The sequence below is a fragment of the Arthrobacter rhombi genome (assembly GCF_900163545.1).
Classification (GTDB): domain Bacteria; phylum Actinomycetota; class Actinomycetes; order Actinomycetales; family Micrococcaceae; genus Arthrobacter_H; species Arthrobacter_H rhombi_A.
In genome coordinates, this window is record NZ_FUHW01000016.1 from 11,371 (window position 1) to 34,980 (window position 23,610).

Sequence of the window (23,610 nt, forward strand, 5' to 3'; positions counted from 1 at the left end):
TGGGGACCGGTTGGTCCCGGTCCTCATTTGATTTCCATCGGAAAGTGGCATGCACGTTGCTGGTCTGTTTCCCCTTCTTTCACTAGATCCGGCTCGTCTGCCTCGCATACCGCGCGATCGGCTTCCGGAAGCATCTTGTAAGTGGGACATCTGGTCCGGAAGCGGCATCCGGAAATTCGCTCGGTGGAGCTGGGGAGCTCACCGGTGAGCATGATCCGCTGGCGCTGGCGCTCCACCTGCGGGTCAGGGATCGGTGCCGCCGACAACAACGCCGCCGTGTAGGGGTGGCGCGGCTGGGTGTAGACGCTCTCGACGTCGCCGATCTCCACGATCCGCCCGAGGTACATCACGGCGACGCGATCGGCGACATGGCGAACTACCGAAAGATCGTGCGCCACGAACAGGAAGGAGACCCCGAGCCTGGCCTGCAACGATTCCAGCAAGTTGATGACCCCAGCTTGGATGGAAACATCCAAGGCTGACACCGGCTCGTCCAGGACCACCAGAGACGGTTCAATGGCCAAAGCCCGGGCGATGCCGATGCGCTGTCGCTGTCCACCGGAGAACTGCTCCGGGAAGCGGTCCACGTGATCCGGGTTCAGTCCGACCAGTTCCATGAGGATCCCGAGTCGCTCATTAATGGCTTTCTTGCTCCAGCCCTGGGCCTTCAGCGGCTCGGCGATGACGTCATAGACAGGCATCCGTGGATCAAGGGCGGCCATCGGATCCTGGAAGACGATCTGCAGATCCGACCGCAGCTTGCGCCGGTCATGAGCACTGAGTTCGGAGACGTCGCGCCCCATCAGGACAATGCGTCCATTCATGGGTTGCTTCAGTTGCATGATCTCCAGCAACGTGCTGGTCTTCCCGCAACCGGACTCCCCCACCAAGGCGAGGGTCTCGCCCTGACGGATATCTAGGGTGACCCCGTCCACGGCGCGAACAGTACCGGCCTTGCGGCGAAGCATACCGCTGGATAGTTCGAAATGGCGTTTGAGGCCCTCGACTTCCAGCACGGTCCCGCGCTCTTCACGGGGGACGCTGACGTCACGTGGTGGAAGCTCAGGTATCGGATAAACGTCGGTGTATTTCAGCCCTTGTTCGACGATCTCGTCAGCACGGATGCAGGCAGCATCGTGCGGGTTGGGCCCACCATGGGCGACCAAGGCCGGTTCGGCCTCCGTGCACTGGTCTACGGCGATGGGGCAGCGCTCGGCAAAGGGGCATCCCGGAGGAAGGATCACCGGCGAAGGCGGGTTCCCCTCGATCGGTACCAGCGGGCCAGAAGTGCTGCGGTCTGGACGGGGAACTGCGGCCAGCAGACCCATGGTGTATGGCATCTGCGGGGCACCAAACACCGCGTCGACCGTTCCGTGTTCCACTGGCTTGCCGGCGTACATGACCATGACGTCGTCGGCCATATTCGCCACAACTCCGAGGTCATGGGTGATCATGACGACGCCTGCTCCGGTCTCACGCTGTGCAAGCTTCAACACGTCGAGGACCTAGGCTTGGATAGTGACGTCCAACGCCGTCGTCGGCTCATCGGCGATGAGGACCTTCGGGTCATTGGCAATGGCGATGGCAATCATCACCCGCTGGCGCATACCTCCGGAAAACTGGTGAGGGTAGGCCTTCAAACGTGCTGCAGGATCGGAGATTCCCACCAGATCCAATAGTTCCATGGAGCGCTTCATGACCTGGTCGCGGTTGAGGTCCTGGTGAGTGTCCAAGGCTTCGGCGATTTGCTGGCCAATGGTGAAAACCGGGGTCAATGCCGACAGCGGGTCCTGGAAGATCATGCTCATTTCAAGGCCTCGCACCGATGACATCTCCCGGTCGTTCAGCCGCAGCAGTTCGCGTTCATCGAGTCGGACGGATCCGTCGACGACGGCTGAACTGGGGAGAAGTCCCATAATGGCCAGCGAGGCGGCCGACTTCCCGGAACCCGATTCACCGGCGATGGCCAGGGTGCGCCCGGGCAGTAGGTCGAAGGAGACTCCTCTGACGGCCCGCACCGGGCCAGCTTCACTGCCGTAGCTGACTGTCAGGTCCCTGACGGAAAGGACGGGTTCTGTTGACGATGCCCGCGTATCACCGAGTTCTGCGGGATGGGTCATGGTCATGCCTTGCCTCCGGATTCCGACGAGGGGTCCAGGGCATCCCGCAGGCCATCCCCGATCTTGGTCATGCTGTAACACAGGGCGAGCAGTAGCAGCGCGGGCGTCAGGAACATCCATGGGGCGGTCATCAGCGTCGCCGACCCTGATTTGATCAATACGCCCAGGGAAGTATCCGGAGGGGTGATCCCGAAACCAATGAAGGACAGGCCCGTCTCCGCTTCAACGGCATAGACGACACCGAGCACGGTGTGGATGATCAGGATCGAGCCCAGGTTGGGGATCATATGACGCCAGAGAATAGTCAGCGGTTTCACCCCCATGTATCTGGCGGCTGCCACGTATTCACGGTCGCGGAGAGATTGGGCAATGGAACGAAGCACTCGTGCATAGCCGATCCATCCGAAGAGCATCAGCGCGAAGGTCAACCAGATCCAACCGCTCGTTCCCGTTGATTTGGACACCATGATGGCGAGCAAAAAGAACGTGGGCACGACCAAGAGCATGTCCAGGATCCAGGTCCCGATCGTCTCGGACCAGCCTTCGACGTAGGCGATGGCTGCCCCGACGAAGGCAGCGATGACGGTGATACCGATGGAGGCGATGAAACCGATCATCAGGGATCGCCCCAACCCGCGGGCCGACAGAACGAACAGGTCGCCACCGACGATATCGGTCCCCAACCAATGCTCGGCGCTCGGTGGTTGCTTGAGGTTCAAGAAATCTGGTTCGTCATAAGCCCACTCCGTCATGTACTTCGCGAAGATGGCGTAGAAGACCATCAGCAGGACGATGACGACGCCGATGACTGCTTGCTTATTGCGGCAGAAGCGACGCAGGATCAGCCGGTGCTTCGACGTGCGCTTAACGGTGATCCGGGTTTCGCTGTCTTGGTTGGAAAATTCAACGCTCGCATTAGTAGTCATGGGGCCCCTTAGGAGATCCGGATCCGGGGATCCAGGAAGGCAACGAATATGTCAGCGAGAAGGAGTCCCGCGCAGGTGGCCACGCCACCGAGGAATGCCACGGCAACGGAACCGTTAATGTCGTTCTTGGAGAGGCTTTCGATGAAATAAAGGCCGGCTCCGTGGATCGCGAAGATCTGCTCCACGAACAGTGCGCCCGTCACCGTCCCGGTGATCGAAAACGCAATGCCATAGGCGGTGGGAATCATGGACGTCCTCAGTGCGTGACGACGGATGGCGACATTCTGCGGGACCCCTTTGGCCCGGGCGGTCCGCACAAAATCGGCATTCATGGTGTCCAGCAGGTAGGTGCGTTGGGTGAGGTGGAACCCCACGTAGCCCACCAAGGTCAGCACCAGGGTGGGTAGGAAGAGGTGTTGCACGTAGCTGAAGAATGTGCCGTCCCCCAAGCCCGTCACAGCGAACCAGTGGAGATCGAATTTTTGTTGCAGGGTCAGATACGTCAAAACGACCAGCAGTGCCAGGACGAAGGACGGCATGACCAAGAAGACGGCACTGACCGAGTTGGTGACATGGTCAAAAGCCTTGTATTTGCGGATAGCCGCTCTGACGCCAATGGCAATGCCGATGATGATCGCCAACACCGTAGAGATGGTGACCAGTTGAACGCTAACCCAGGCCCGGTCCCAAATAATCCCGCTGACTGGCTCCCCCACGGGGCTGTAGCCCCAATTCCAGTGGAGGACGATATCGGTGAGCCAATTCCAATAGCGCTCGAAGATCGGCGTCTGATCGTTGATACCTGCATAGTCCAACGAGGAGTTGATCGATTCTGCCGGGGGCTGTGGTCGAAGAGCCAAGTAGTTGGAACGCGGGCCCAGGAACCAGGACGCTAGGAAGTAGACCCCGCTGGTTGCCAGGAACAACATGACTGTTGTACGAAGCAAATCTTCGGGCGATGAATTTCAGCAAACGTGGTTCCTCTGGAGCTAGTGGGCCGTGGACCCCGGCGTCGACTCTGACGTCCGGAACGAAGCCCTTGACCTCAACCACCCTGCCAAGGATGGGTGATCCGTGTCACGCTCTCTGAAGCAACAATTTCATAATGGAGTCACGTGAACCTTACAAAGTAACTGAATACCCCATAACTGATTGAGTCCCACGAATGACTTATGTGTCACCATTGTAAATATTCGAGCAAAGCCCCACTCTGACTTTGCAAGCTACCGAAAAGTCCTAGTCGAAAACAGGTGGACCGCCCACGGGTAGCTTCCTTCTGCCCACGAAAGAACCCCCCGGACCCGCCCAGGAAGAGGACAAGGAACCAAGGGGTTCTCCACGGCGTCGACTCAGGAACGCGGGACGGCTCCTGGGATCGGCGGGACCACTGGGGGCAGCCCTCGGTCCGGTGTCATCCGGCGATTCTCCTGCGCATCCTGCTCATCGAGCGGGACGGTGAACGGCTGGATATCACCCTCACAGACGGTGCCCTGTGCCGGCAGTTTCCCCTTCAAGAGATAGGCGTCCACGGCGCCCGTCGCGCAGTCCGACGTCCCGTAGGCCGTGTGGCCCCAGTTGGTGCTGGAGAGCAGGCGACTCTTGGGCAGCAATGAAGCGGCGTTGACTGCCCCGTCGTAGTTGGTTGCGGGATCCCAGTAGTTGCCCACGACGAGCACCGGGTTGGCCGTGTCATGATCGAAGGTCCCGCGATAGGAGTCTTCGTCCCGAGCGGTCCACGTCGAGCCCGCACACGGCGCTGATGACCACGTCCACAACGGCCCGAAGTCCGGAGCCAGAATCTGGGCATAGTCCGCGTAATTGGTCCAGTTCCCGGCCCGGTACGGGTTCGTCCCATCGGTGCACAGCACGGATTGGAACGCCTCCGGAGCATTGCTATAGGGGAAGGCCCAACCGGCTGACTTGCCGATGCGTTGTTTCGCCTTTGCTTCCGCGCCCGCTGCCTGATCCTCCTCGGTGATTCGCGCAGCCAGATCCTTGCGGGCTTGGCTCTGGCGCCTGGCCAGTGCACTGCCTTGCGCAGCAGGTTCGGCCATCAGCGCGGATACCTGGGCAAGTAATCCATCCACGGTTGCCCCGGCATCGGGTGCATATAAGGAATTCAGCATCAATGACGTCAACATCGCATAGCTGAGCTCGAAGGTTTCACCTTCGGCACTGACGACCAGTGGCTCCTTCTTCAACGACGCCACGATGGCCTGATAGGCCTTGGCCGGGTCTCCATCGGCGGACAACTGGCAATAGTCTTCGCCGGCAGCTTTGCACCGTTCGAGGATTTCCTTCAATGCCTTGGCTGCACCCTGGCCGGATTTGATGCGTTGGGTCTGCGGGAGCGCCTTGTTCCACTTCGTACCGGCCCAGCCTTCCGGGTCCAGCACACCGTCGATGACCACCGCACGAACCCGGTCGGGGAACATGTTGGCGTAGACATTGCCCAGGTAGCTGCCATAGGAGAAGCCCAGGAAGCTGAGCTGTTCATCCCCGACCATGCGCCGAAGCAGATCCATATCCCGGGCCACCTCGGCAGTGGACATGGATTCAGAAAGCGGGGTTCCCGTGCTCGCGCAGGCTTGGCCGAACGCCTCAGAGGAACTGATGTAGGCCTTCTTTTCGGACTTGGTGAACGGGAAGGCGACATTGAAGCCCTGCAAGGCATCGGACTGCTGACCCATATTTTCCCAACAGGCCACGTTGTCACTGAAATTGGTTCCGCGGGGGTCGAACCCCACGACGTCGAAACGTTGGCGGAGTTCGGGACTGAGGAAGAAATCCGCCGAAGCAGCCATCTGCACGCCGGAGCCGCCCGGTCCTCCGGGATTGAGGAACAAGGTTCCCAACTTTTCGGCCTTGCTACCGGTGGCTTTCAGCCTCAATGCGGCGACGTCGGTCGTCTGCCCCTTGGGCTTGTCGTAATCCAATGGCATCGGAATATTCGCACAATCGGCACCTTTGGCGATGTCGGTGCAGTCGAACCAGTCGGCCTGAGGTGTGGCCACACGGTCGACTTTCTGGGCCTCCGTCTTCTGTGATGGGGCCTGCGGGAGAGCCGCCGTTGAGGTCGGGAGCGGGGTCACCGCCGTCGCGGCGCCAGCGGACGCCGGGGCGACGAGCAGAGTTGCGGCAGCCAGGAAAGCGCAAGGGCCGGCCCAGCGACGGGCGGTCACTGGGCACATCCCGTTGGCAGTTGACGGTTCGGAGCAATCGGCGGTGCCTTGTATTTATTTTCCATGCAGTCAGGCTATGGACAACATCAACAAGGGGGCAAGACAAGTCAGAAATCTTTACACTAAATCTGTGATGACAATTCGTTGACATCGTTCCGCGGAAAATACCTCTCCGTTCTCGCTGCACGCACTATCAATCCTTCCGGCCCTCGCATGGAAGCGCGCGGAGTAGGGCGCACGATAGTCATTGCTCTTCGGAGCTCGTCGCCTTTCTCGGTGGAGAGTCGGGCAGCACGCTGGGCGAGGACGATAGATTGGGCCCATGAGCTACCGCATCCGCCAAGCCATCCCCGAAGATGCCGATGCCTTGGTGGACATGCACGCCGCTGCTCTCGAAGAGAGCTACCGGAGCCTCATGCCCCAGATCGTTTTCCACACCGTCGGCGTCGAGCGGAACGAGCGCATTCAACGGCGCCGCTCCTTCCTCAACGGTACAGATCCCCACTTCCTTGCCCACGATGGAGCCGGTTCCGTCGTCGGGTTCGCCGAATCGGGCCCCGGACGCGACGAGCAAAAACCCTGCACGGTGGAGCTATATCGCATCTACACGCTGGCACGGACCCATGGAAGCGGGCTCGGCTCCGACTTGATTGAGGCCTGTATTTCAGATGCTGCTGCGTACTTATGGGTCTTGGAACAGAACCCGCGCGCCCAGGCGTTCTACGCCAAGCACGGCTTTCGTCCGGACGGGACCCGGAAGCGGCTGCCCGCCGCATTCAACGAGCTGCCAGAAATCCGCATGGTCCGTCCCGCGGGATTTGCCCCGCGCGCCAGCCAACAGTCCAGCTGACCCCTTCCAACAACAGGAACCAGCCCCGTCGGGTCTATCTACGGTGATGATCCGCGACCTACCCGTCTAACGCTCAGTGAGATCCGCGACGATGAGTAGCGTTTTTCCGGGAGTCGTTTTGTCCGCGGCAAATGCCTCGGCGGCCCGCACCAACGGGAGGGTCGTTCCGATCCGCAGGATCACGTGGCCCGCGTCCACGGCGGCGACGAACTGCTCGAGCACCTCGGTCACCGGAACGCTGATCTGGGTCTCAGCGGAAATCCCTGCGGCTGCCGCGACAGCTTCATCATGCTGAGTCGATAATGAGACCATCGTCCCGCCCGGACGTAGAAGACCGTAGTACGGTGCCGGGTCCAGGCCTGGGGAGGCATCCAGGATGGCATCGACGGCGGAGAGACCCTCCCGCCATGATGAGTCGGCATAGTCGTAGACTTCCGAAGCCCCCAGCGCGAGCACATCTTCATGATCTGCGGCACCGGCCGTAGCGATCACCTTGGCACCGATGGCCTGCGCCAGCTGGACGCCCAGGCTACCGATGGCACCCCCTCCCCCGAGTACCAGCACCGTCATTCCTGGAATGATTCGCAGTGATTCGATGGCTTGCAGGGCACTGGCTCCGACCAGTGGCAGCGTTGCAGCTTCAACTAGCGGCAAGGTCTTCGGGGCGTGGGCTGCGAATACTGCAGGACCCACGGCATATTCGGCGAAGGTACCGGAACCGCCCAGCGCCACCCCGGCCTGCCCGATGACCAGGTCGCCGACTGAGAAACTCTCCACACCGGGACCGACCTTTTCCACGATCCCCGAATAGTCCGTACCCAAGGTGATGGGGAAGTCCAGCGGCATCGCCTCGGCCATGTACCCCAGCGCAATGCCGGTATCGACCGGGTTAATGCTCGCGGCGGCCACCCGGATGAGGAGTTGCCCCTCGCCGACCTGGCTCGGGCCGCCGGAATCGGCGACAATCACCTGGTCGGTGGGCCCGTACTTCTGGATCTGGATAGCGGTCATGCTCGGCTCCCGGAGTGGTTTTGGCCGACGGTCATCACCGACCATCGACGTGGTTGCTCCACCCTGCCACGATCGGCCCACGCCCACCAGCCGTGACCTGCTCGGACTCCTTCGGATTCGAGAAAACTGACGTCGCATATGCCGTTTCTGACGTCTGAGGAGCGGCCGACAGCCCGGCGGCGTCTTGAAATAAACCCGACGGCGAGGACACTGTAGGGATCAGACCGATGAGGAAAGGCTGACCCTGACATGTTGCTCGATGGCATCAACCACGTAGCGCTCATCTCCAAGGACGTCGAACGCCTGGGACGCTTCTACGAAACCGTTTTCGACGCCAAGGTAGGCGAAACCCGGGACCATGGACCGGGCGAAACGATGACCAATATTCGCATCGGACCGGCCACTGAATTGAACGTATTCGTCATCGAGGGCAATGCCGAGGCCGAACGACAAACCCCCATGTGGGGGCGTGGGCGCCTTGACCATGTTGGTCTGGCAGCAGTTTCGGCCGAGGCCTTCGAAACTATCCGCCTGCGACTCGTGCAGGCGGGGGCCAGCGACGGAACCGTCAATGACTTCGGTACGCAATACAGCATGTTCTTCCGGGATCCCGACGGGCTAGAAGGGGAAGTCCTGATGCTTAAGAGTCCGTAGCCCTTCCTCGGACACCGGCGGTCACGGGATACCCCGAGGGCCGGTGTAGCAGGTCGCAGGGAGACTCGGTGAAGAATCTCCGCTGCGATGAATGACGTTCGCCAACCGTTTCAAACCTCATCGCACCGGTATTCTCGTGGCAGCTGCAGGGTCCTGAAATCGTCACTTCCTTGGAAGGTGGCAGCCCTGTCTTCCACCGGCCGCTCCAAAGGTAACGAGAACATGACCATTTTCAGCCGTCCCCAGCCAGGGACCCTGCCCATCACGCTCAAGCTCCTCGCTGCCATCCTGATCCCTTCCGCCCTCGTGAGCGTGCTGGCGGGTACGTCAGCCAGCATGGGTTTCGGCATGGCCGTAGGTTTGGGCATGGCTGTCACACCTGTGAGCCGGCCACGCCAGATCGCTGCCTTGATCGTCGTGGGTGCCGTTTTGGGTGCCTTGGCGTCCTGGGCCGGGGCAACACCATGGGCGATAGCGGCTCTCATGTTCTTCTCTGCAGTGCTCTTCGCCATCGCCAACCAGCGCTCCGCGGGGCTGCTGTCCCTCGCTCCGATCATGGTGATCCTCTTTGGCCCTGGCCCCATCGACTTGAGCTGGTGGTCCGCGGCTCTGTGGATTCTTGGTGGCGGGCTGGTCGGCTTCTTCATCACCCGCCTCCTGAAGTTCCAGGCGCCTACCCTCCCCGTAGATCGGCGCAGCGCCTGGGAACATGGGTTGGCTGTCGGCATCCTCTGTGCCGGGGTCATGTTCTGGAGCCTGACCTATCACGTGCCGCACGGCTATTGGATCGCCGTGACCGTGCTGATGGCGCTGCGTCCTCTGGCCGACCAGCGGCGGGAAACACTCAACGGCCGGCTGATCGGCACTTTCCTGGGGGCGATCATTGCCTTGTTGGCCGTCCTGTTCCTACCGCTGTGGGCTGCAGTGGTCGTCGCGGTGCTATGCCTCTTTACCCTGGTTTGGTACACGATGGGCGGTGCTTACCTGATGCAAGCCCTGTCGCTGACACCTATGCTTTTGATCTTCGCTTCCCTCGGTGACGTCGACCGTGGATTCGAGCTGACCATCGAGCGGGTAGTTTTCACGGTCGTGGGAATCGCCGCGGCCGTCCTGGTCGCCCTCCTTTTGCGCCGGTGGGCCTCCCGCCGAGAGGCAGTTTCCGACTAGGCTCACCCCACCTTGGGCACCGTTCTCCCGACCTTGGCGAAGGCTGTTCCTCCAGCACCTCTTGAGGGGTCGTGGCTAGCCTTCCGCGCAGGGCGAACGATACGAGCACGCCCACTCCGCCACGGGTCATTGCCCACCCGAACGTCTGTTGAAATCCTGCCGCGAGCGCTAGCAGAAGAAGCGCCCCGTCTTGTTGGGGGCTCCCTGCAGCAGTCCCCCACACGCCGTCGCGGCGCGGCTCTGGTGGCAGCACTCCTCGACGGCACGTGGGCAGAGCTCCGCGACACGGGATACGACCGCTTGACGATAGATTCTGGGGCCGAGCGCGCCCCGACGAGCCGGACCGTTGTCTATCGGCGGCGCCCCGGGAAGGCCGAATCCATCCATGCTGCGCTAGCCCATGCTGGCGCACGCCGCAAGGTCTCGGTGCACCATACAGGAACGCTGGGCGGGTGCTAGGCCGAGACCGGAACAAGGATCGACGAATTGCATGATGTTTTTCTCTCGGGATGCTGCATCACTATGCAACAGATCTTGGGTCATGCCGTGGCTCGCGATGAAGTCGATCCCGATGAAGTCGCTGAATCCAGCGTTGACGAGATCTTCCTTCCCCTCGTGCTGAGGAAATAACCTGACGGCTTTCTCTGAGACCGCATGCACTCGAACGTTTCCCCTACCCGCTTCTGTCCCTGGAATGCCCGAGATCAGAAGGGAATGTCCTCCGTGCCTTGCCGCGGTCCGGTTGAGGTGCTCTGCCACGGGTCTGCCGCTTCTTCGCGGATGAGGTTGCGCGGTTCGCAGGCACCAGCTTCGCGGTCCAGCCGCCGACGGCGAGCGCCCCGGGCGTTACTGGTTTTGGCATAGCGACCGAATTCAGGGTTTTCGCAGGAGGAGTCCGGAACCTCATTGACCTTGCCCCAGGTCACGTACTTCGTGGACGACTCCGGGATGTCTGCTGCCTCCGGCTCGTTACGCACGCGGTGCTCTCTTGTGCCGGAGGCCCACGGGGCGGCCGGAGCCGTTTCCTGTCGTGTACCGAACAGGCTGGTGGCCACGACCGTGCCGTGGGTCCCCTCCTCAAACTCGAGCAACCCCCAGGACTTGAGTCGGTGGCAACGTCGGCACCTAAGATACAGGTTGCCCAGATCCGTGCCGCCGCCCTTCTGCCACTCCCGGTCATGGTCCACATCGCAGTCCTCCACCCGGCCCGGGCACCCCGGGGTGCAACAGCCTCCGTCCCGGAAGCGCAGGGCCGCCCGTTGGGCGGCGCTGGGCCGGTATTTGCTTTGTCCGAACTTCACGATGGCCCCGGTCATCGGATCGGTAACGACCCGCCACCAGGTTTTCGCCGCAGCCATGAAACGTGCTGCGGACTCCTGATCCACTGCTCCGCCACCAAGAATTGTGGGAACTTCTGCCCCGGGAGGTAGTTCGGCCGTACCGACCTGGACGGGTTCGTCGTCCGTGTCACCCGTGGGGCCTCCCGGCACCCCGGGAAGCATCGTGGCCGGGATCGTGACGAAGACTTCGGGCTGGATCGAGGCCAGACCCTTCCCGGTCGGGCCCTCGAGCAGCAGGTCCATGAACACATCGGCACGCAACTGCTCCACGGTCCGCTGCTCGACCGGGTCATTGCTGGCCTCCGGAGTTGTGCCGTGGATTTCTTCGGGATGCAGCAGATCGGCAGCAGAGGCCGGATCGGCTTTCAGCACCCTGGCCATGGCATCGATCCTCGAGAAGATGGCGTGGCAGCCGGCCGTGGGAAGGAAGGCGGAGAACCAGGACATCCCGTCAGCGTCTTCATCGAACATGATCCGCCGGTCCCGCATGGCAGTGCGCGAGCGCCTGGTATAGGAGAGCCCGTAGTACTTCTCCAGCAACTGCCGGCCCCGGGTGCGCAATTGTGCCGGCGACTTCCCCGGAGCGGTGGCCAACATGTCGGCACCGAAATCCCGCCGTGCGGCACGGGCCCGCTCGTCCAGCCGGGCCCTCTCACGATCCCATTCCTCCCGGGTCGCCTGATCGGCTTCCGGGGGCAATGCCGGGAGCGTTTCAGGAACGATGTACTTCACCTGTTCGAGAATCTTCTGGACATGACCGCTCCCCAGACGTCCCGAGGCCAGGGAATCGATGACTTCAGGGGTTTGCCGGACCAAGGTTTCCGCTTGGTCAAGAATGCGCTGCCCTTGTCCGGGCGAGATTCCGCAGACCAGTGCGACTTCCAGCGCGGCGCTTTCCGTGGCGGCCTGTTCGGCCATCCGACCGGTGCGCAATGAAATCCCCATCCCCGGTTCCCCAGCTAAGTCATCCAGCAGGGACGGCACCGCTCGGTGTGCTTCGGCATGAAGCATGGCGGCGGCCTTGAACTTCTCGGCCTCTGCAAAACGGGCCAAGGCTTCGGCGGCTTTCAACCGGGTGGAACCGTCCACGGCGAGGCCGGTGGACCGGGCGATATCCCACCCGTCGACCACCACCGCGCTCGTGTTGTGTTCCATGCCTCCACTCTGTCAGGGGTCGGGATTCCGATCGAGGGTGCCCCTACGTGCTGGGGATAAGGTGCCAGCTGGCCGACCTGTGAGGGGTTCGTGAGTGGAATACTGCCGCGATCCGAAGCCAACCGGCTTCCGTTTGACGCCCTTCAGGAGAGGATGTCCTTGGTGCTCAGCCGCCCATAGGCCAGGGCACCGAAGACCAGCACGTAGCCGCCCTGCAATACGGCGTTCCGGCCGAAGGACCCCCATAAAATGGGCTCACGCAGCAGATCGGCAAACCCGAACCACTCATGGGTGAACAACCAGGGGTGCAGCCAGTCCAATTGGGGCAGCTGGCCCAGGATCTGGGCAGCAACCGAGAGCACCGCGGTGGCCGCCATCGCCCCCACCGGAACATCCGTCAGCGTGGAGATGAACAGACCCACCGCTGCCAGCCCACAAAGGGACAAGGCAACATAGCCGGCGATCAGCACAATCCGCAGGATCGCGGCACCGAGGGCAAGGGTGTCCCCGGACAGCAAAGTCACCGGCCCCACGGGGAACAGTGCCGCCCCGATGAGCAGCCCACAGCCGGCCACGGTCAATGCCGCGGCCAGACAGAAAGCCAACGCCCCGATGTACTTCACCAACAGCAGGTGGGCCCGTGAAGCGGGGGCAATGAGCAAATAGCGCAGCGTTCCGTGCCCTGCTTCTCCGGCAATGGTGTCTCCCGAGACCACGGCAACGGTCAGCGGCAGGAACAACGGGATGCACATGAACATCCCCACGATCGCCACGAATAATCCGTTGCCGGCCACCTGGTCCAGGAACTGCGGGCCATGGCCCGTTGGAACCTCCGAGGAGGTGAGCCGGACGGCGACGGCGATCAGGACCGGAACGGCTCCCAACGCCGCAAGCATCGCCCACGTACGCCTACGTCGAAACACCATCCCCAGCTCTGAAAGCAGCAACGCATTATTGGGCAAGATCGAACCCCTCCCCCGTCAAGGCCACGAACCGTTCCTCGAGGCTGGGCCGCTCAATGGCGAAACCGCGCACCCGCACCCCGGCGGCCACCAGTGCTGCAACAATCTCCTCGGCGGTGGCAGCCCCCTCGGGGACGGCCACCCGCACGACGGCGGTGCCTGCCTCGGTACCGATCTCCGTCGCCGAAGCGGTTGCTTCCCTGGTTTCCAGATCACCGAGCCCCAGCCGGGCCAATACTGCGCGAGCTGCGTACTCATCGGGGGTTTCAAGGACCGCATAGGCGTTACCGTCCGAGCGCAACTCCTCCAAGGTGCCGTGGGCCACCCGGTGGCCGGCGCTCATCACCGCTGCATGCGTGCACATTTGCTCGATCTCGCTGAGCAGGTGGCTGGAAATGAAGACCGTGGTCCCGGCTCCGGCCATCGACGCGATGAGGTGACGGACTTCGCGGGTCCCCTGCGGGTCCAAGCCGTTGGTGGGTTCGTCCAGGACGAGTAGCTCGTGGTCGGTGGCCAGGGCATTGGCGATCCCGAGTCGCTGCTTCATCCCCAACGAGTAGGCGTGCACGGCGAGCCCGGAGGCCTGGGACAGCCCGACGGTTTCCAGGGCGCGATCCACCCGTCGTCGCCGGTCCCTGGCATCGGCCCGGGGGTTGGCGGCGTCCAGGCGCAGCAGGTTCGCCCGGCCGGATAGGAAAGGGTAGAAGGCCGGGCCTTCCACGAGGGCGCCGACCCGCGGCAGCACGTCCTTCGACGCGGTGGGCATGGGTCGGCCGAGCACGTTGATGGTTCCGCTGCTGGGATTCGCGAGCCCGAGCAGCATCCGGATGGTGGTGGTCTTCCCCGACCCGTTGGGCCCCAGAAAGCCGAAGACCGAGCCGTGTGGGACGGCCAGATCCAGGTTGTCCACCGCGTGCCGGCGACCGAAGGATTTGCTCAGCCGACTGGTCTCGATGGCCAGTTCGCCGGTGTTGGCCGTGGCGGCGACTGCGTTGGCGCGGCTTGCCGTGGCGGCTGCGTCGGTCACCGGGCCTCGGCCTGGGCCACCGCCTGCAGCCGGGAGAGCTGCACGGCGCCGAGGACGACGCGGCCGTCATCGGTGATGAGGGCGTTGACCAGCGAGGTGTGGAGCAGCTTCCCGCCGTCGACTTCGGTGGCCAGGGCGTTGAGCATGGCGGAGTCCTTCAGCTCTGCGGGGACCTCGTCGGCGGGAATGATGGCGACCGTATCCCAGCCTTCGCCGTCGGTCCCGTCCTGCGCGCCGTCGCTGGGCCAGTGTCGGTCACCGCGTGGGGCATCCGAGGGCGCCGGCCGTTCATGCTGCGTGCCGAAGGTGTGCCGAGGCCAGTTCGTTGACGTGTCGCCGTGTTGGGGCAGCTTCTTCTCGGTCACGGTGGCGTTGGCCGGCGGGGTGAAGTCGAAGCGTGCTGCGTCGGGGGCCTTCGGAGTGAAGGAGGTGAAGGCCACGTTGATGGCCGGGGCGTCCTGGTCGACGGCGGCCACGGTGACCGCCAGTGGGACGCCCGTTTCGGCGTCAATGCCGATGGTCACCTCGTCCACGAGCGTTTTCTCGGATTTCGGGTCCAGCACCAGGTTGTAAACGGCCCGCCCGGCGACGGTCGAGCCCTCCTTCACGGAAACCTGGGTCGAGGCTTCGGCCGCCGACAGGAAGGTCTCGGCCAGCTCCGCCGGCGTGCGGGTCGCGACATCGCCCGACTCCGCGGCACCTGACTTCGCGGCACCTGACTTCCCTGCGCCATGGCCTTCATGGGCGGCGGAAGGCTGCTGCGGCAGGGTCATGTGCACGGCCTTCTTCTCCGCCGAATCATAGGTCCACAGGCTGGTGCCGTTGAGGATGACGTCTTGTTCTTCCATATCCCCCAAGACCTGCAGCCGGGCCTGATCGGCGCCATCGACGTAGATCCGTGCCTGGTGGGTGCCGGAGACCAGGTTCAGCAACTGCGCCAGTTGCGCATCGCTGGAGCCACCGGAGTCGCGTGCACCTGCCGGGCCCGAAGCCGGGGCGGAGGTCGAGGCGCCCGGCTTTCCTCCGCTGTCAGACTTCCCTTCGTCACCCGATGTGGAGGGGGCCGGAGGACCGAAGGAGGCGGGGGCGCCGGCGTCGGGCAGTGCCGGAAGACCCAGCCGGGTGGAGGTGCCGAATTGGCCGGAATACGCTTCGAGGTGGGATGAGGCCATCAGTTCGATGACTTGTGCGGGCGTTTTGGTGTCCAGCTCGGGGGCAGCAGAAGCTGACACGTTGGCGCCGACGGCCACGGCGGCAATCACTGCCGGGATGGCTACGGCCGGCATCCATTTCTTGATGGCTGGTTTCATGTCACTTTCCCGATCGGCACTAACCCCTGCCCCTACGGTACGCCGGGAACCGGAGCAGGGCGAGGGAAAGCGGGGCCACGGCTCAACGGGGCCCGGAACCCACCGGCTCGTTGCGCGTCGCAGGCCGCTGCCCGATCGCCGGTCGTCCGGCCACGGCAATGACCGCCGCTCCGAACACCAGCGCCAGTCCCGCCATGATCCACAGCCCGGCATCCCAGGAACCGGTGGACAGGCGCAGCGAGCCCACGACGGCGGAACCCACGGCGGCCAACACGAAGCCGATGCCCTGGGCCAGCGCCGACAGGGTTCCCGCGGCGGCGGGGCTGGCTGCCTTGGCGACCAGCAGGGACATGGCCACCCCGAAGGCACCGCTTTGCAGCAGTCCCAGGACGGAGACCAGCGCGAAGGCCTGCCCGGGGACGACGACGGTCAGCCACAGCACGCCGCCGGCGATACCGACACCGATGACGACGGCGGTGACCCGCAGCATGATCGGACGGACCACCAGCATCGGGGTGACCAGGGTGGAAATGAAGCCCACGACGCTGAACCAGGCCAGCAGGTTCGCCGCGGTTCCCGCGTCGGTTCCTGCTTCACCCAGCACCGTGGGCAACCAGCCGGCCACGAAGAAGTACAGGACGGCCTGGAGTCCGAAGACCACCACGATCAGGGCGGTGGTCCAGCACTGTCCGGGGGCCCGTGGCACCACGCCGTAACCCGTGGATGACCTGCCCGTCCACGCCTCGGAGTCCTCGACGGCCCCGTGCGCTGCGGCGCGGCGGGCCCGTGCGCTGCGGCGCGGCGGGCCAGGTAGAGCACGATGCAGGCCAGGGCAGCCAGCAGGGCCCAGACGGCCAGGGCGACGGCGACGGAAACCGCGTCGGAAAGTTGCCGGGTCAGGGCCGCGCCGAGGGCCGCCCCCACGGCGAACATGGTGGTGGCCACCCCGATGGCCCGGGGCGTCGCCTGGAGCTGTTTGAGGTATTGCGGCATCAGTACCGAGCCACCCATGATCGCCGCACCGGCCACCAAGGTGCCGGGGAGCAGCAGCACCGGGACGAGCACACGGAGCAGCAGGGCCAGGGCGAGCACCCCCATGGAGAGTAGCAAGGCACCGTTGACCCCGAACCTGCGGGCCAGCCGGGGCACCAGCGGGGCGCTGAGCCCGAAGGCGGCGACCGGCAGGGAGGACAGGACGACGATCCCGGTATCGGAGACCCCCAGCTGGGCCGGCAGCTGGTCCAGGACCGAGGCGACCGAGGTGATGGCCGGACGCAGATTCAGCCCCACAGCTGCCGCGGCGAACAGGCCCAGCAGGCGTGCGGCCCGCATGGAAGGCGGCGAAGGCGGCGAAGGCGGCGGCGTGTCAGCTGACATGGAGTCCTTCGGCGACGACCCGCCCGTCGTGCACCACGGTGCGGTCGGCCTCACGGTCCATGATGGCGCTGGTCACCGTCTCCCCCGGGCAGAGCAGCAGATCCGCGCGATCGCCCACCTCAAGTCCTGGCCGGTCGGCGACGCCAGTGAGACGCGGGACGTTGCGATCCATGATCGAGGCACCGCCGATGGTGGCGATGGCGGCGCAGTGGGCGATGTCCTCGTCGCGGCGCAGTTGGTGGGTGAAGGCCAGTTGCCAGGTCCGATCCAGCAGGTCGGCGTTCCCGTAGGGGCTCCAGTAGTCACGTTGGCCGTCCTGGCCGAGCCCGACCCGAATCCCTGCCGCGCTCATGGCTGCGAGGTTGAACTGCGGGGCGGTCCGCGCCGGGGCGATCGTGGTCCAGGAGATATCCAGTTCGGCCATCTGCTCCATCATCGCCGCGGTCACCGCTTCGGAGACGGCACCGAGCTCGTAGGCATGGGAGAGCGTGACCCGCCCCTGCATGCCCAGGGCGCGGACCCGTTCACAGACCAGCTCGGCGCTGAAGACGGCCAGCTGGCCGGGTTCGTGGAGGTGGATGTCGATATCGACGTCGTACTTTTGTGCCAGGTCGAAGACCACGTCCAGATGCTTCACCGGATCCCGGTCCAGTTGACAGGGGTCGATCCCACCCATCACGGTGGCCCCGAGCTTCAACGACTCTTCGAGCAGGTCAATGGTCCCGGGCTCAATGAGCAGACCGGCCTGCGGGAAGGCCATGATCTGCACCTCGGCGGCGTGTGCGTACTTTTCCCGGGCGGCGAGCACCGCCTCGAACTTCTCCAGTCCGGCGTCCACATCGATTTGGGCGAAGCTACGCACCCGGGTGGTGCCGTAGGCGATCATCCGTTCCAGGGTTCCGGCGACCCGTTCGGGCAGCGGGACCTCGGCGTGACGCCAGTTCTTCCGATCGTTGAGCATCATGGCCCACACCCCGGCACCGCCGGTGTGTTCGCGGAAGGGCAGCCCGATCCGGGTGGAGTCCAGGTGGACGTGGACGTCGGAGAAGGACGGCAGGAGCAGGCGTCCCCGCCCGTCGAGCTCTTCGGCTCCGGTGGCCTGTGCTTCGGGCGCGGAGCCGACGGGCCTGCCGTGGGCTCCTGCGTGGGGCCGGATCGCTACGATCCGGTCGCCTTCGAGTTCCACGTCGGCGGCTTCCCCGCCCCATGGCCTGACATTGCGGATCAGCATCGCCGAAACCCCTCTCTTTTCCGTATCCCAAAAGTATCATTCCAAAATTGGACCTCGGGGGAAAGGGGTGGGGTCCTGCGTTCGGGCCGGACGGGTGGCGGTTAGCCCTCCTCGGGCAGCGGACCATCCACCGGCGCTTGGGCGGCAACAATGGCCGGCAAGAGCCCGGGGAAGCGCTCTTCCAGGCAGGCTGCGCGCAACGAGTTCAGGATGGCGGTGCCTTGGTAGCGCTGCTCGATGACTCCCGCTTGCCGCAGTACGCGGAAGTGGTGGGTGGAGGTGGAGCGGCTGACCGGCAGGTTGAAACCGATGCAGGCCTGGTCTTGATGCCCGCGGGCGAGCTGCACCACGATGCGCCGGCGGATCGGATCGGCCAGGGCAGCCAAGACGGCGTCCAAGTTCAGCTCGACGGTTTCGGGGTGCTCCAGGGTGCGGGGGGAACTCATCAACCCATCCTCCAGTGCAGGGGCTCATTCGCTAATACGAGAACCATCGTACTACGCTAGTCGTCGTACTTCATTCCAGACCCTTGAGGAGGAAGTCATGCGTATTTTCCAGATCGGCGCCGCAGGAGGCGTCGGCCGTCCACTCGCCCAGCTGCTCACCGCCCGCGGCGAGGACGTGACCGGAATGCACCGCAAACCCGAACAGGCGGAAGCCATCACCGCCACGAACGCCACAGCAGTCCCCGGTGATCTCGTCCAGGACACCGTGGCCGACCTGGCCGCAAAGATGTCTGGGCACGACGCCGTCGTCTTCTCCGCGGGAGCCCACGGCGCCGGGACCGAACAGACCACCCTGATCGACGGCAACGGGCTGAAGAAGGCCGCCGAAGCCGCCGAACAGGCAGGGGTCAGCCGTTTCGTCCTCGTCTCGGTCTTCCCCGAAGCAGGCCGTGGACCGGATTCCCCCGAAGCCTTCGAGCATTACATGCGCATCAAGAAGGATGCCGACGTGCATGTGGCAGCCACCGGGCTGGAGTGGTTGATCGTGCGCCCCGGGACCCTGGTCGATACCGCTGGAACCGGCAGGGTGACCGCCGGGCCGGCGATCCCCTATGGCACCATCCCCCGCGCCGACGTCGCAGCCTTCATCGATGCCGCACTGGCCAAACCCGCGTTGAACCGCGTCATCGTCGAACTGACCGGTGGCAACACCCCGGTGGCGGAAGCCGTCGCCGCCCTGACTTCCACCCCCTGATTCCCCTACCCTTCGCCGCATCCCCTGCGGCACCTAGCAAAGGACACCATGCTCACCGTTAACGCCTACGCCGCCCCCGCAGCGAACGAACCCCTGATTCCCACCACCCTTCAACGCCGCGACGTCGGGGTGAACGACGTACTCATCGACATCAAATATGCCGGCATCTGCCACTCCGATATCCACACCGTCCAGGGCGACTGGGGCGATCAGCACTACCCGCTGACCCCGGGCCACGAAATCGTGGGCTATGTCTCCGAGGTCGGCTCCGAGGTCACCAACCACCAGGTGGGCGATCAGGTCGGGGTCGGCTGCCTGGTCAACTCCTGCCGCGACTGCGAAAACTGCCGGAAGGGCGAGGAGCAGTTCTGCACGGGCGGCAACGTGGGCACCTATGGCGCCGTGGACCGCGATGGAAGCATCACCCAGGGCGGCTACTCCACGGCCGTCGTCGTCGATGCCGACTTCGTGCTGCGTATCCCCGAGGCCCTCGACTTCGCTGCCGCCGCTCCCCTGCTCTGCGCCGGCATCACCACCTACTCACCGCTGCGGCACTGGAACGTGGGACCCGGCTCCCGCGTGGCCGTCGTCGGAATGGGCGGCCTGGGCCATGTGGGCGTGCAGATCGCCCACGCCCTGGGCGCCGAGGTCACCGTGCTCTCGCAGACCCTCTCCAAGCAGGAGGACGGGAAGCGTTTCGGTGCCGACCACTACTACGCCACCTCCGACCCGGAAACGTTCACCCAGCTCGCCGGCTCCTTCGACTTCATCCTGAATACGGTCAGTGCCGAAATCGAGCTCGATGCGTACCTGTCGCTGCTGGCTCTGGACGGGACGATGACCAACGTTGGCGCTCCCCCGGTCCCGCTCTCGCTGAACGTGTTCGCGCTCATCGGCGCCCGCCGCTCCTTCGCCGGTTCACTGATCGGGGGCATCCGCGAAACCCAGGAAATGCTGGACTTCTGTGCCGAACATGGTGTCGAGGCCGCCACCGAACTGATCGGCGCCGAGCAGATCAACGAGGCCTACGAGCGGGTGCAGTCCTCAAAGGTCCGCTACCGCGCCGTCATCGACACCTCCACGCTGGACTAGGACGACACCATGCAGAAGCAGCTCATCGCCATCGTCGGGGCCGGATCGGGCGTCAGTGCCGGTGTCGCCCGGAAGTTCGGGGCCGAGGGATTCACCGTCGTCCTGATGGCCCGTCGAGCCGAGGCGCTGGACGAGCGGGTGGCCGAGCTGAAGGCCTCCGGCATCCAGGCCCATCCCCTGGTGGCCGACGTGACGGATCCGGTCTCGCTGGCCGCTGCCTTCGCCACCGTGGAGGCCGAGTTCGGCACCCCCGATGTCCTGCATTACAACGCCGGGGCCATCACCATCGGCACGCCGTTGGAGGTGTCGGCCGCCGAGGTGGCCGGGGACTTCGCGGTCAACGTCCTCGGTGCGCTGGAATGCGCCCACCTGGTGGCACCGGCCATGAGGGAACGCGGTGCGGGGACCTTGCTGTTCACGGGAGGGATGCTCGGGGTGAACCCGGTGGCCTCGAGGGTCTCGGCGGCCATCGGCAAGGCAGGACTGCGGAATCTGGTGTTCACCCTGGCCGATGAGCTCGCCGCGGACGGCATCACCGTCGGTACCGTCACCATTGGCGGTGTGGTGCAGGCGGGGACGTTCTTTGACCCCGATGCCATTGCCGGTTCCTTCTGGGACCTACATACCGGGGCGGAAACCGGCGAAATACAGTTCGTCGAGTCCTGAGCGGCCCGGCGCGCTCAGGAGCCGTCCCGGGCCGCGTCGAGCAGGCGTCCCAGCGCGCTGACCTGGAGGTGCGCGAGGAGGTCGGCGGCCTGCTCGTGCACTTCGAGGGCGCCGGCTTCACGCAGTTCGGCGGCGCTCGTCCCGCCGCAGGCCAACCCGATCACCGGTAGGCCCAGTTTCGCGCAGGCGTGAACATCCCAGACGGCGTCGCCGATGAAAATCGCCTGTTCGGCCGCGACGCCCGCGGATTCCAGCGCGGCCTCGACGATATCCGGTTCGGGTTTGCTCGCCGAGGCGTCGGAGGAACTCGTGGCCGCGGTCAGAAAATCATCCGCGTCGATGGTCCGGCGCAACACCTCCAATTGGGGGCCCTGCGCCGAGGACGCGAGAACGACGGCGGCGCCGGCCCCATGGCAGGCACGGAGCAGTTCCTTGACCCCGTCAAAGCGGGTCAGCTGTGGCCAGTGGGTGGAAAAGATCGCCGCATGGGCATCCTTCAGCGCCTGCTCCTGGTCAGCATCGACGTTCTCCCCCACCACGTGGGATACGAGTTTGTCTCCGCCCATGCCGATGGCCCGGTGGATGCGGGACATCTGAACGGTGTGCCCGTGCTGGCGCAGTGCCTGCCACCAGGACACGGTATGCCAATAGGTGGAGTCGACCAGCGTCCCGTCGACGTCGAAAAGGACTGCGTGGCGGGGTGCGCCCATGGGATGTTTCCTTTCGGGGGCCAGCTAACCGATGTCGTCAGTGTATCCAGTCGCTCCCGTCCGCGGCAGTCTGCGGTTTAGCGCACGTAGCGCAGGGTGCGGCGCACGATCAGGAAGACGGGAATGGACCCCAGGATCACCAGCATCAGGGTGTATGGGGCGGCCGCGGTGAAGTCCAGCGATTCCCCGTTGGTGGTGGACCACAGCCCGGTGGCCAGGGTGTTGGAATTATAGGGCAGCAGCATCAACGTGGTGGTCAATTCCTTGCTGGCATCCAGGCCCACCAACAGGGCGCCGGTGACCACGCCGGGTAGTGCCAACGGCAGCGAGACCCTGAAGAATCTGCGGAAGCTACCCGAACCCAGCGAGGCGGCCACGTCGTCGTACTTGACCAGGGCCGCCTGCATGCCGACCCGCTGGTTGCTGACCGCCAGCGGGAGATAAAGGATCACGTAGGCCAACACCAGCAGGGCAGCCGTCTTATACATTCCGGGCAGCAACCGGGTGGCCAAAAAGACCAGGGCGAGGGCCAGGATCGCGTTGGGGACCGAATGGGCCACCCAGATCGAGCGTTCGGTCAGATGCGAGGAGACGGAGGGCTTCCGGCTGACCCACCAGCTCACCGGGAAGGCCAGGATGGTGGCGAAAAGTGCGGCCCATCCGGCGTAGCCCAGGGTGGAGCCCATCGCGGCGAACACATCGGGCCAATGCACGACGGCGGAACGGTGCGGTGAGGTCAGCCCGCGCACGGTCATCAATGCGGTGGGCCCCAGGGCCAGCCCGGGAATGAGCAGGGCGGTGGCCATGACCAGCGGTTTCGCCCCGCGCAACCGCCAGCGTGAGGGCGGGCGGACCGAACCGCTTCCGACCGAACCGGGGACGGTGCGCCCGGAAAACGCCCGATTGGCCAGCAGCACCCCGAAGGAGAAGACGGCCAGCAGCACAGAAATGGAGCGGGCCGAAGAGTAGTCGCCGTAGTCGATCATTTCGGCCATGATCGTCGTCGTCAGGGTGCGTTGGCGCAGCTGGACCATGGCTCCGTATTCGGAGAGCACGTGAAGCGCCACGATGAGCACGCCGCCGGCCAAGGCCGGGCGCAGTTGCGGGACGACGATGCGCCCGAAGACTGCGTGCGAGCGGGTCCCGAGGCTGCGGGCCACTTCCTCCTGGGCGGGGTCGGTGTTGCGCAGGGCGATCACCGCTGGCAGGAAGACGTAGGGGTAGAGCGAGAGCGAGAGCACCGCCGTCGCACCGCCGAAATTGGTGACCAGGTCTGCCTGCGGGAAGAACATCAGGTTGGCCGAATAGGCGGCGTAGGCGCTCACGAAACCGGGAACGGCCAGCGGCATGGCAAAGAGCACCGTGAGCAGCTTGCGTCCGGGGATATCGGTGCGCACCACCAGGGTGGCCGCCGCGACGCCGAGGACGATCGACAGAACCGAGACCGAGACGGTCAGCCCGATGGTCCGGGCGATATCGGGGACCGTGGTGGGGAAACTGAACAGCTGCCGGATGTCGGCGAAGGAGAAACCGGCGATGAACAGGTAGCTGACCGGCAGCAGGGATAGCACGCCGACGGCGACCGCAAGGGTTGCGGTCGCCGTCGGCTTTCTGGTGCGGGTGGGCAAGG

The 23,610-nt window shown here is 64.5% G+C and carries 20 protein-coding genes and 1 pseudogene; 6 read left to right on the forward strand and 15 right to left on the reverse strand.

The genetic code is table 11. The features are described from left to right. Positions 1-23: 23 nt before the first annotated feature. The 4 genes and pseudogenes from FM101_RS03505 to FM101_RS03520 form a co-directional block, all read right to left on the reverse strand. Positions 24-2,126, reverse strand: a pseudogene (locus FM101_RS03505) (dipeptide ABC transporter ATP-binding protein). After that, positions 2,123-3,046, reverse strand: coding sequence for an ABC transporter permease (locus FM101_RS03510; RefSeq protein WP_086995551.1), 924 nt, complete (start codon positions 3,044-3,046; stop codon positions 2,123-2,125). Before FM101_RS03510 ends, FM101_RS03505 begins: the two are co-directional and overlap by 4 nt. A gap of 8 nt (positions 3,047-3,054) precedes the next feature. Continuing rightward, positions 3,055-3,975, reverse strand: a complete 921-nt coding sequence (locus tag FM101_RS03515) for an ABC transporter permease (protein WP_218778255.1) — start codon at positions 3,973-3,975, stop codon at positions 3,055-3,057. A gap of 420 nt (positions 3,976-4,395) precedes the next feature. Next, positions 4,396-6,228 carry an alpha/beta hydrolase gene (locus FM101_RS03520; protein ID WP_245806607.1) on the reverse strand — a complete coding sequence of 611 codons (1,833 nt, stop codon included), beginning with the start codon at positions 6,226-6,228 and terminating at the stop codon, positions 4,396-4,398. 322 nt (positions 6,229-6,550) lie between these two features. Between FM101_RS03520 and FM101_RS03525 the strand changes: the two genes are divergently transcribed. Next, positions 6,551-7,078 (forward strand): GNAT family N-acetyltransferase, encoded by a 528-nt coding sequence (locus FM101_RS03525; RefSeq protein WP_086995556.1) that lies wholly within the window; start codon positions 6,551-6,553, stop codon positions 7,076-7,078. 66 nt (positions 7,079-7,144) lie between these two features. Here the strand turns inward: FM101_RS03525 and FM101_RS03530 are convergent, their stop codons facing one another. Next, positions 7,145-8,089 (reverse strand): NADP-dependent oxidoreductase, encoded by a 945-nt coding sequence (locus FM101_RS03530; RefSeq protein WP_179204214.1) that lies wholly within the window; start codon positions 8,087-8,089, stop codon positions 7,145-7,147. 249 nt (positions 8,090-8,338) lie between these two features. Here FM101_RS03530 and FM101_RS03535 point away from each other — a divergent pair, with 249 nt between their 5' ends. Both FM101_RS03535 and FM101_RS03540 read left to right on the forward strand, forming a co-directional pair. After that, positions 8,339-8,743 (forward strand): VOC family protein, encoded by a 405-nt coding sequence (locus tag FM101_RS03535; protein WP_086995561.1) that lies wholly within the window; start codon positions 8,339-8,341, stop codon positions 8,741-8,743. A gap of 222 nt (positions 8,744-8,965) precedes the next feature. Further along, the gene (locus FM101_RS03540; protein ID WP_158225954.1) at positions 8,966-9,910 is read left to right on the forward strand and encodes an FUSC family protein; all 945 of its coding nucleotides are present in this window, start codon (positions 8,966-8,968) and stop codon (positions 9,908-9,910) included. Between the two features lie 704 nt (positions 9,911-10,614). Here the strand turns inward: FM101_RS03540 and FM101_RS03550 are convergent. From FM101_RS03550 to FM101_RS03585, 8 genes are all read right to left on the reverse strand, one after another. Next, complete coding sequence (locus FM101_RS03550) at positions 10,615-12,405, reverse strand: HNH endonuclease (protein ID WP_086995570.1); 1,791 nt, start codon at positions 12,403-12,405, stop codon at positions 10,615-10,617. Between the two features lie 143 nt (positions 12,406-12,548). Next, a complete protein-coding gene (locus FM101_RS03555) occupies positions 12,549-13,367 on the reverse strand; it encodes an ABC transporter permease (protein ID WP_342744349.1) in 819 nt (272 codons plus the stop codon). Beyond that, on the reverse strand, positions 13,357-14,394 hold the full coding sequence (locus tag FM101_RS03560) for an ATP-binding cassette domain-containing protein (protein WP_428844138.1): 1,038 nt from the start codon (positions 14,392-14,394) through the stop codon (positions 13,357-13,359). The genes FM101_RS03555 and FM101_RS03560 overlap by 11 nt, the downstream gene beginning before the upstream one ends. Then, a complete protein-coding gene (locus FM101_RS03565) occupies positions 14,391-15,704 on the reverse strand; it encodes a LolA family protein (RefSeq protein ID WP_086995574.1) in 1,314 nt (437 codons plus the stop codon). Before FM101_RS03565 ends, FM101_RS03560 begins: the two co-directional genes overlap by 4 nt. An 82-nt stretch (positions 15,705-15,786) precedes the next feature. Next, complete coding sequence (locus FM101_RS03570; RefSeq protein WP_143269194.1) at positions 15,787-16,410, reverse strand: MFS transporter; 624 nt, start codon at positions 16,408-16,410, stop codon at positions 15,787-15,789. Next, on the reverse strand, positions 16,371-17,036 hold the full coding sequence (locus FM101_RS03575; RefSeq protein ID WP_179204215.1) for an MFS transporter: 666 nt from the start codon (positions 17,034-17,036) through the stop codon (positions 16,371-16,373). The genes FM101_RS03570 and FM101_RS03575 overlap by 40 nt, the downstream gene beginning before the upstream one ends. A gap of 34 nt (positions 17,037-17,070) precedes the next feature. Beyond that, positions 17,071-18,312, reverse strand: coding sequence for an amidohydrolase family protein (locus FM101_RS03580; RefSeq protein ID WP_086995585.1), 1,242 nt, complete (start codon positions 18,310-18,312; stop codon positions 17,071-17,073). 101 nt (positions 18,313-18,413) lie between these two features. Then, positions 18,414-18,758, reverse strand: a complete 345-nt coding sequence (locus FM101_RS03585) for an ArsR/SmtB family transcription factor (RefSeq protein WP_086995590.1) — start codon at positions 18,756-18,758, stop codon at positions 18,414-18,416. A gap of 97 nt (positions 18,759-18,855) precedes the next feature. On the opposite strand from FM101_RS03585, the gene FM101_RS03590 reads away from it, so the two are divergent. Genes FM101_RS03590 through FM101_RS03600 form a run of 3 tightly spaced genes read left to right on the forward strand, consistent with a single transcriptional unit; the run spans position 18,856 to position 21,270 of the window. Next, a complete protein-coding gene (locus FM101_RS03590; RefSeq protein ID WP_086995593.1) occupies positions 18,856-19,512 on the forward strand; it encodes an NAD(P)H-binding protein in 657 nt (218 codons plus the stop codon). 48 nt (positions 19,513-19,560) lie between these two features. Continuing rightward, positions 19,561-20,604: an NAD(P)-dependent alcohol dehydrogenase gene (locus FM101_RS03595; RefSeq protein WP_086995595.1), complete on the forward strand. Its 1,044-nt coding sequence runs from the start codon at positions 19,561-19,563 to the stop codon at positions 20,602-20,604. A gap of 9 nt (positions 20,605-20,613) precedes the next feature. Then, complete coding sequence (locus FM101_RS03600; RefSeq protein WP_086995598.1) at positions 20,614-21,270, forward strand: SDR family oxidoreductase; 657 nt, start codon at positions 20,614-20,616, stop codon at positions 21,268-21,270. A gap of 14 nt (positions 21,271-21,284) precedes the next feature. Here FM101_RS03600 and FM101_RS03605 read toward each other — a convergent pair whose 3' ends face one another. Next, the gene (locus tag FM101_RS03605; protein ID WP_086995601.1) at positions 21,285-21,980 is read right to left on the reverse strand and encodes an HAD family hydrolase; all 696 of its coding nucleotides are present in this window, start codon (positions 21,978-21,980) and stop codon (positions 21,285-21,287) included. 77 nt (positions 21,981-22,057) lie between these two features. Then, a complete protein-coding gene (locus FM101_RS03610; RefSeq protein ID WP_086995604.1) occupies positions 22,058-23,608 on the reverse strand; it encodes an ABC transporter permease in 1,551 nt (516 codons plus the stop codon). Positions 23,609-23,610: the final 2 nt, after the last annotated feature.

Bases quoted from the DNA above. Each gene is read 5' to 3' on its own strand.
- FM101_RS03580 (WP_086995585.1), bottom strand. From the start codon at position 18,312: ATGCTGATCCGCAATGTCAGGCCATGGGGCGGGGAAGCCGCCGACGTG.
- FM101_RS03550 (WP_086995570.1), bottom strand. From the start codon at position 12,405: ATGGAACACAACACGAGCGCGGTGGTGGTCGACGGGTGGGATATCGCC.
- FM101_RS03540 (WP_158225954.1), top strand. From the start codon at position 8,966: ATGACCATTTTCAGCCGTCCCCAGCCAGGGACCCTGCCCATCACGCTC.
- FM101_RS03565 (WP_086995574.1), bottom strand. From the start codon at position 15,704: ATGAAACCAGCCATCAAGAAATGGATGCCGGCCGTAGCCATCCCGGCA.
- FM101_RS03535 (WP_086995561.1), top strand. From the start codon at position 8,339: ATGTTGCTCGATGGCATCAACCACGTAGCGCTCATCTCCAAGGACGTC.
- FM101_RS03600 (WP_086995598.1), top strand. From the start codon at position 20,614: ATGCAGAAGCAGCTCATCGCCATCGTCGGGGCCGGATCGGGCGTCAGT.
- FM101_RS03585 (WP_086995590.1), bottom strand. From the start codon at position 18,758: ATGAGTTCCCCCCGCACCCTGGAGCACCCCGAAACCGTCGAGCTGAAC.
- FM101_RS03590 (WP_086995593.1), top strand. From the start codon at position 18,856: ATGCGTATTTTCCAGATCGGCGCCGCAGGAGGCGTCGGCCGTCCACTC.
- FM101_RS03515 (WP_218778255.1), bottom strand. From the start codon at position 3,975: ATGTTGTTCCTGGCAACCAGCGGGGTCTACTTCCTAGCGTCCTGGTTC.
- FM101_RS03510 (WP_086995551.1), bottom strand. From the start codon at position 3,046: ATGACTACTAATGCGAGCGTTGAATTTTCCAACCAAGACAGCGAAACC.
- FM101_RS03575 (WP_179204215.1), bottom strand. From the start codon at position 17,036: ATGCGGGCCGCACGCCTGCTGGGCCTGTTCGCCGCGGCAGCTGTGGGG.
- FM101_RS03525 (WP_086995556.1), top strand. From the start codon at position 6,551: ATGAGCTACCGCATCCGCCAAGCCATCCCCGAAGATGCCGATGCCTTG.
- FM101_RS03595 (WP_086995595.1), top strand. From the start codon at position 19,561: ATGCTCACCGTTAACGCCTACGCCGCCCCCGCAGCGAACGAACCCCTG.
- FM101_RS03530 (WP_179204214.1), bottom strand. From the start codon at position 8,089: ATGACCGCTATCCAGATCCAGAAGTACGGGCCCACCGACCAGGTGATT.
- FM101_RS03605 (WP_086995601.1), bottom strand. From the start codon at position 21,980: ATGGGCGCACCCCGCCACGCAGTCCTTTTCGACGTCGACGGGACGCTG.